General features: G+C 59.2%; 1 rRNA gene. It reads right to left on the bottom strand.

Going from position 1 to position 475, the window contains the following annotated elements:
- Window positions 1-475 (bottom strand): 16S ribosomal RNA (locus BUB32_RS00025); the annotation flags it as partial.

Here is a 475-nt window from a genome sequence, read left to right as displayed (position 1 = left end):
TTTTACACCTGACTTGCTAAACCGCCTACGCGCCCTTTACGCCCAGTAATTCCGGACAACGCTCGCCCCCTACGTCTTACCGCGGCTGCTGGCACGTAGTTAGCCGGGGCTTTCGTGTGGTACCGTCACCTCTTCTTCCCACACTACCGAGCTTTACGACCCGAAGGCCTTCCTCACTCACGCGGCGTCGCTGCGTCAGGCTTTCGCCCATTGCGCAAGATTCCCCACTGCTGCCTCCCGTAGGAGTCTGGGCCGTGTCTCAGTCCCAGTGTGGCCGACCACCCTCTCAGGCCGGCTACCCGTCGTCGCCTTGGTGAGCCGTTACCTCACCAACTAGCTGATGGGACGCGGGCCCATCCTTAAGCGGGTTCCCCCTTTCTTCATATGGTGATGCCACCTTATGACCTTATCCAGTATTAGCACCCCTTTCGAGGTGTTATCCCGGTCTTAAGGGTAGGTTGCCCACGCGTTACTC

This window comes from Thermoanaerobacter uzonensis DSM 18761, assembly GCF_900129115.1.
In the GTDB taxonomy this organism is placed as follows: Bacteria; Bacillota; Thermoanaerobacteria; order Thermoanaerobacterales; family Thermoanaerobacteraceae; genus Thermoanaerobacter; species Thermoanaerobacter uzonensis.
The sequence above is the reverse complement of the archived record's forward strand: the minus strand, read 5'-3'. Positions and strand labels throughout refer to the sequence as shown.